This window comes from uncultured Leptotrichia sp. (assembly GCF_938036635.1).
Lineage (GTDB): Bacteria > Fusobacteriota > Fusobacteriia > Fusobacteriales > Leptotrichiaceae > Leptotrichia > Leptotrichia hongkongensis.
The window spans coordinates 1-6944 of sequence record NZ_CALHQO010000486.1; the positions used below are offsets into that span (position 1 = coordinate 1).

The 6944-nt window shown below is 35.7% G+C and carries 1 protein-coding gene; it reads right to left on the bottom strand.

Annotation, left to right across the window (positions count from 1 at the left end; all coding sequences use genetic code 11):
* Window positions 1–16: 16 nt before the first annotated feature.
* Complete coding sequence (locus tag Q0370_RS09835; RefSeq protein ID WP_299575184.1) at window positions 17–6841, bottom strand: autotransporter-associated N-terminal domain-containing protein; 6825 nt, start codon at window positions 6839–6841, stop codon at window positions 17–19.
* Window positions 6842–6944 lie beyond the last annotated feature (103 nt).

The following is a 6944-nucleotide window of genomic DNA, read 5'->3' on the forward strand; positions in this document are numbered from 1 at the left end:
ACATTTTATCTTCGTTCTAGTAAATAGCTCTGAATCCTATTCCAGCTCTTACGTTTTTTCCTTTTGTGTCATATCCTCCATTTACTGTCACTCCAAATCTTGTGTTATCAACTCCGATATTCAAGTCAAATTTACCATTTCCTCTTCTGTCTTCCTTTTCCCCTCTTATTCCGAACCAGTCTGCGCTTGTGTATCTTACTCTTCCTTGGTTGTTCTTGCTTGCCATCTTACCTAATTCGTTTTCATAAGCGGCTGACAATCCCACTGTCAGATTTGTTCTCACTGCAAGCGGTTGTACATATCTGAATTCCATTCCAACTTCCGGCTTAACTGAGAAGTAGTCGTTTCCTTTCACTTCCAGTCTCATTTCTCCATTATCCTCTTTAATGGTATTGAATCTTCCGTATTCCATCTTCAATGCTCCGTATGGACGTAAATGCGTTCTTTCGCTCATTCTTATGTCATATCCCAAGTCTGTCTTCAATGCCGCACCATAAGAGTTGTAGTCAGATTTTGCCTGGAATATATCGTCTACAACCAGATATTTACGTTTCATATTATTAATTCCAAAGAATACATCTCCTCCAATTGTCCATTGCAATGCCCCATTGTGATCAGTTTTTGGCGACATTGTCTTAAAGATTCCTGCTTTAAGCTGAGTTTGATTTTCTCTTGAATGTCCTATATCCTTAAATTTAAATCTGTTAGTTACAACTCCTGCATACCATCCATCAGAGTTACCCATCTTGATTTTTTCATCTTCGTGAACATACGCTACACCGTAGGCATTACTTGTGTAATCAATGATTCCTGCCGTGTCAGTGTTGTACTCATCTCTTGCACCAAACACTTTAATCTTGTTGTTTTGCTTAGACGGATTTCTCCAGTCGTGTTTCAGGTATCTGAATTCCTTGTCCAGTATGTTTCCAGTTGCATTGATTCTTTGTTGAAGATTTCCATACTGGTGTCCCATCATTTCGTCTGTTGCCTGATAGAATAATATTTCTTCATTTTTTCCTATACTGTTTAATTTATCAAATAATGCTTTTTCTCTTGTGCCTAATCCTTCAACTCCATATCTTTGTTCCAATCCGTCTAGGAAGTTGTATGTATCAGAACTGTTTATTGGTGTTTCTTCTTTTCCTGCCCATTGTGTATATGGAACTTTTGCCAAATATGCATTCTCTATTACTCCCGTTGTCTGATTCTGTGCTATACTTGCCATCCATGTCAACGATCCTGCATATACATTCCATTTCTCTATTTGAGGATTATTTAATATCATTTGATTATACGGTGCCAATATCTTATCATTTATTTGAATATATTTGCTTGTCGTATTTTCTGTTGCTTCTGTTCCTACTATTAAGTCTGCTTGCGTTAATCCTGATAAATGATTTAATCCTGTTACCGGGTTTGTAAATCTTTTACTTGAAGTATCTATATACATTCCTATTGTTGATACTTCCATCGGTTTATACTCTGTTCCACTTGTAGTAGCTAATTCCGGAACTACCGGTTTTCCGTTTACTGTTATCGTTGCTGTCGATGACCCTGCAGGTGCATTTATAGATACTCCTCCCATTGATTTACCTATGTCTTGTCCACCTGTTGCTTCCTGTACATCTTGAGAACCATTTCCAGTTATATTTAATGTTCCGTAGTTTTTAATTACTCCAGGATTTGCTCCTGCCGGATTTCCTTTTGTTATTATTCCTCTTGCATTTACTGCATCTATGTTTATTGTACCGTTATTAGATAATTCAGAACCGTTTCTTACAACTATTCCTGTTACATTCTTCAATCCGCTTCCGTTTGATTGAATTGTTCCATTATTTATTCCTTTTGCTCCGTTATCCAAGTACATTCCTGTTGTGTTACTTGCATTAAGATTTATAGTTCCGTTATTTGTTACTGTTGTTCCCGCATGTGAACCGTACATTCCTATACTGTACTCACCATTTACATTAATTACTCCACCGGATACATTTTCTATATTTCCTGTATATCCTGAAGGTGCTTCTCCGTATCCTGCTGCCATACCTATTGCATATTTATGATTAGATACATTAGGATCACTTGTATCAGATCCACCTACTGTTATATTTGCATGGTTTCTTGCTGTTCCTCCATCTATACTGTATATTCCTACGTTACCCAATCCTGTTCCGAAGTTCATATCAGCATGGTTTTCTATTGTCCCTGCTCCATACAATCCGTAGTTTACATCTCCGTTTGATGTCAACGGTGTATAGTTTTCTATTCTTCCACTTGCATCTTTAGAGTAAATATATACCGAATCATTTCCTAAATTTTGGTTTACATTTCTGTATGAATATATTGTATTTCCTGTTCCTTCATTTATAAATCCGAACGAAGTATCTCCTATTGTTAATGCAGTTCCGTTTCCTGTTCCTGGAGTTCCCAATGTTACTGTCTGTCCGCTTCCGTTTGTATATACTGCTGTAGCCTTTCCAGCACCAACTGTTATTGAGCCTCCTGACAGATTTACATTTCCTCCTCCACTGAAGATTCCTGTTCCTCCATCTCCAACTGTTATTGAACCTCCCAGTTGATCTACTGCATGTCCATATATTCCGACAGATTTTCCTCCTGCAGTTATATTTCCGCTGTTTGTTATTTTGTCAGTTCCTTGAGTAAATATACCTACACTTGATTTTGTCGGATCTATTGGGTTATTTAATGTTATATTTCCTGTATTTTCTATTTCTGTTCCGTTTGTTATAATTCCATAACCTTTATCTCCTGTTATATCTGCAGTATTTGTAAGTTTTCCGCCATTATTAGCATATATTCCCACTAATCCGCCTGTTGTTCCTACAGTATCAACTAATTTTACATTTGTTCCGTTTACTATATTAGAAGCTGCTGCTCCTTCATAGAATAATCCAACTCCTGTTCCTGCATTTGAACCGCTGTATTTTAATTCAAGAGTTTTTCCAGGTGCCAATACATCACTTCCGTTTTTAACAAATATTCCTGTCCCGTTTTCTTTCACTTCTATTCCGTAATCGCTGTTTATAGTTACAGGAGTATTTTCAGCATACACACCTATTCCGTCTTTACCTACTACTATGTCTGAACTTCCAGTTCCTGTAAGAGTTACTTTTGTTCCTTTTGATACTATTCCTACTGCATTATCTCCACTCATAACTATTTTCCCATTATTAGTTATGCTTCCATTTGCCGCTGTTAATATTGTTCCTCCCGGTGCTCCTGTTGCTTTATTCAATTCACCATATAAACCTACTGAGTTATTTCCGTTTACTGTTACTGTTCCGTTGTTTATTATTTCAAGCGTTTTTGCGTTTCCTAATGTTCCGCTGCTTATCAATTTATCAGTACCGTATGTTTGTAAAGCTGTACCTAAGGATGTAAAGGCTGCCATTCCTACACCTTTATTGGATATTGTTATGTTTCCGTCATTTTTCAATGTACTTCCGTTTATTCCATAAGCACCAATACCTTCATCCACATTGATATCACTATTGTTGTTTATTTGTCCGTAACTTATATTAAGTCCTATTGTTCCTGCTCCAAGACTTCCACCCGTTATATTTACAGTTCCATTATTTATATATTGTGTTTTGCTATTATCTGCATCTGTATTTGCTTTATCATTTGATGCCATAGCAAGACCTTTTCCTGCTGTCGAACTTATTGTTTTACCTGCATTTATTGTAACTACTTCTCTTGATAATCCTACATTTTTAAATGCATCTGTTGGACTGTCAAGGTCAATATCTGAATCTATAATAAAGTTTCCATTTATATAGTAAATCTTATATGAATGTCCATTATCATTAAAACTTCTTACTTTCATATCTGTTTGTATTACAGATCCTATAGGAGCTCCTGTCCAAGTTGTTGTTATTCCGTCATTTGAACTTAGTATAACATTATCTCCTGTAAGAGCTACATCAACATTACTCATTCCATTATATTTTGCAGTAGTTCCTGCTGCCGCTGCATAGTCTGCTGCTGTTCCTGGCATTAGGATTCCGCTTCCTATATTTAATTGTGTATCTCCTGTAAAGTTGATATGAGAATTTGCATCTGCATTAAATGGTGTTGAAGATGCATGATCACCTACTCCGTTAGCATCTACCTGATTATCTTCATGAGTTATTGTTCCACCTTTATATTCTATATTTCCTCCGTTTAAAGCTGCCAATGCTCCTTCTTTTCCTGTTCTTATTGTACTTCCTGCTTTTGTACTGTCAACAACTACTTTTGCTCCTGCTCCTGCTGCAACAGCTCCTATTCCGTGTATATCATGTTCTTTTATATTAACTGTACTGTTTGCTGAAGCGTAAGCTCCTATATTTGTATATAAGTAAGGTTTTGTTGCTGCATCAGTTGCTGCCCATGAATCTTTTGCAGTTATTTTTCCAGTAACATTTACTTCACCATTATTTTGTGCTAGGGCAACTATTGATCCGTATCCATTTGCAGTTACATCTTTTTTAGCATTAACGATACCTTTGTTATCTCCGATTAATGCAACCGATGGATTCATTTTATTTGTTGCCGTGTCTAATTTAGCTCTTCCTGACATAATTACAGGTTGGAACAAGTTAATTTCACTACCTTTTCCATTAAGAGTTGCAGCTCCTCCCGGCATATTCTGGTTAGACCATGTTCCTGTTGCATAAGCTATAACTGTTCCTGTTGCAGCTTGGTTTACTGTATCATCATATGAACTTGTTAATTGAGCTGCTGAATCTTTTATTTCAGTTGATGGTGTAACTTCTTTATATGCTTCACGACCTAAATTTTTATCTGCCTTATCTGTGTTAGCTACATCTATTACTGAACCATTATCAGCAGCAAACATAATACTGTTAGTTGCATGTTTACCAAAATAGATTTCTGCTTTTGCAACTTCTAAATTATGTATTTTATCTGTATCATAATCAGGATGTCCATTTGATGTTGAATTTTGATTTGCTCGAACATAAGCCAGTCCTGCTGCTCTATCAGTCGCATCTGGTGCTCCTAAATCTTGACTTGGAACTATTCCTTCTCTTTGACCTGATCTTGAATATACTCCAACATTCCCATTAGATGCAGAATTTTCTCCGACTTTCATTCCAACTTCTATTTCACCTTGATAAATACCTATTACACTTTTTTTCCATTTATCAATAGTAAAATTAGGTTTTGCAGAATCAAATGGTAAATTCCCTCCGGTAGTAAAGTTACTGTATCTATTTTCAAAAAATAATCCTACATTAGAATTTCCATCAACATTAATTTTACCTGATGTTCCTAGTTTTATACTCGGAGTCATAGCTGTATTCGGATTACTTGTTACATCTCCGCTTCCTTTAAGATTTTCCCAGTTCGGTGAATAACCTATTCCAAGATAAACTAAGTTACCGTTTCCTTTTACATCATAATCTCCGCTATTGTCCAACTTAAACGAACCTTGAACACCCATTATACTGTAAATGTAGTTATTATCAGCATTATTTATGCTTACTTTTAAATCTCCTGAATACTCTCCTCTTTGATTATATGAATGATAGTCATTATTATTAATTCCCATTGCATAATATGTTGCCGGAAATCCAAAAAACACACTATTGTAACTATTTTCAATATTTACTTTTGAACTATTTATAGTTACCTTACCGTCATGCCATGTTTCCGCTGCAATAAATGTTGCATAACCGTGTAATGTAGCTTGTACATTTGTTATATCTCCATCCCAAACTGCATGTACTGCTGAAGTTCCTTTAGGATTCCATGTAGGGTCTCCTACAACATCTACTTTTGCATTTTTTAATGTCCACTTTATACCTGTTGGAGCACTTCTATCCACTGCATTTGCATAAAATACATTTGGTATTCTTCGACTATTATCTATTTCTACTGCTCCTCCTACAATCTTCCAAGCTGATTTTCCAGCTTCAACCGTACCTGTAGCAGGATTCCATCCTGACCAAAAATGTTTATTTTGTCCATCTTGATCTTTAGCAGGATGACTAGGCCCCCATGGATTAGCACCAGTAACAGTATGACCATCAAAATTATATTGAACTGTTGGATTAAGAACTATATTCGGTGTTTTATTAGGTACACTTACAGCCTCAGGAGCCTTTATATCTAATGAAGGCGGTAACAAATTAGGTACATTTAATGCTTGTAATTGCGGTGCATTAACTGATACTGTCGGTGCTGTTACCGGATCTCTTTGTACATTTTTTGGTCTTATTGATGCTTCCACATTCAATGCTACTAAAGGTTCTGATTTAGGTGTTGTACTTGCTATTCCATATCCCTGATTCAATCCTGTTCTTGCACTTGATGATGCCGAATAAGGATTAGTTGATGTCGCAAGTAATTTATATTGATTACTTAGTGGTGATGTATATCTTTCAAAGGCATTTGTACTTCTCTCAAATATACCTTCATATGGATATTTTTCTTCCTTATCTCCACGTCCTTTATAGTGTCCATGCCAGTCGTTATACATATAGTTCATTCCAAACTGCCAGCTGCTCCAAGGCGATTTTACAACGTGATCCCCTTGTTCCATTAACTGGATAAGTTCAAGATTTGTATTTTTCAGTAATTTGTCGTTTTCTTTCCGTGTTGCTTTGACTTGCTGATGTATTGTCTTAATTGATGTAGAAATTTCCTGCTTTTGACTTGCAATACTTGTATTTTCCGAAGCCGAGAACAGATTCCTTGTTACAAAAAGAGTTCCAGTAACTAAAAATGTTTTTAACAGGCCTTCTGTATAATGCACATCTTTACATCTTTTTGCATAGGCTCGCAAATCCTGCTTTATTTTTCTGATGTTATTTGTCATTTTAATACATCTCCTTGTAAGAATTTTTCATGATAATTAAAGTTTTAATTCATAAAATTAAAAAATCTCCTTTTTTATATGATTGATATAAAACAAAAAAATA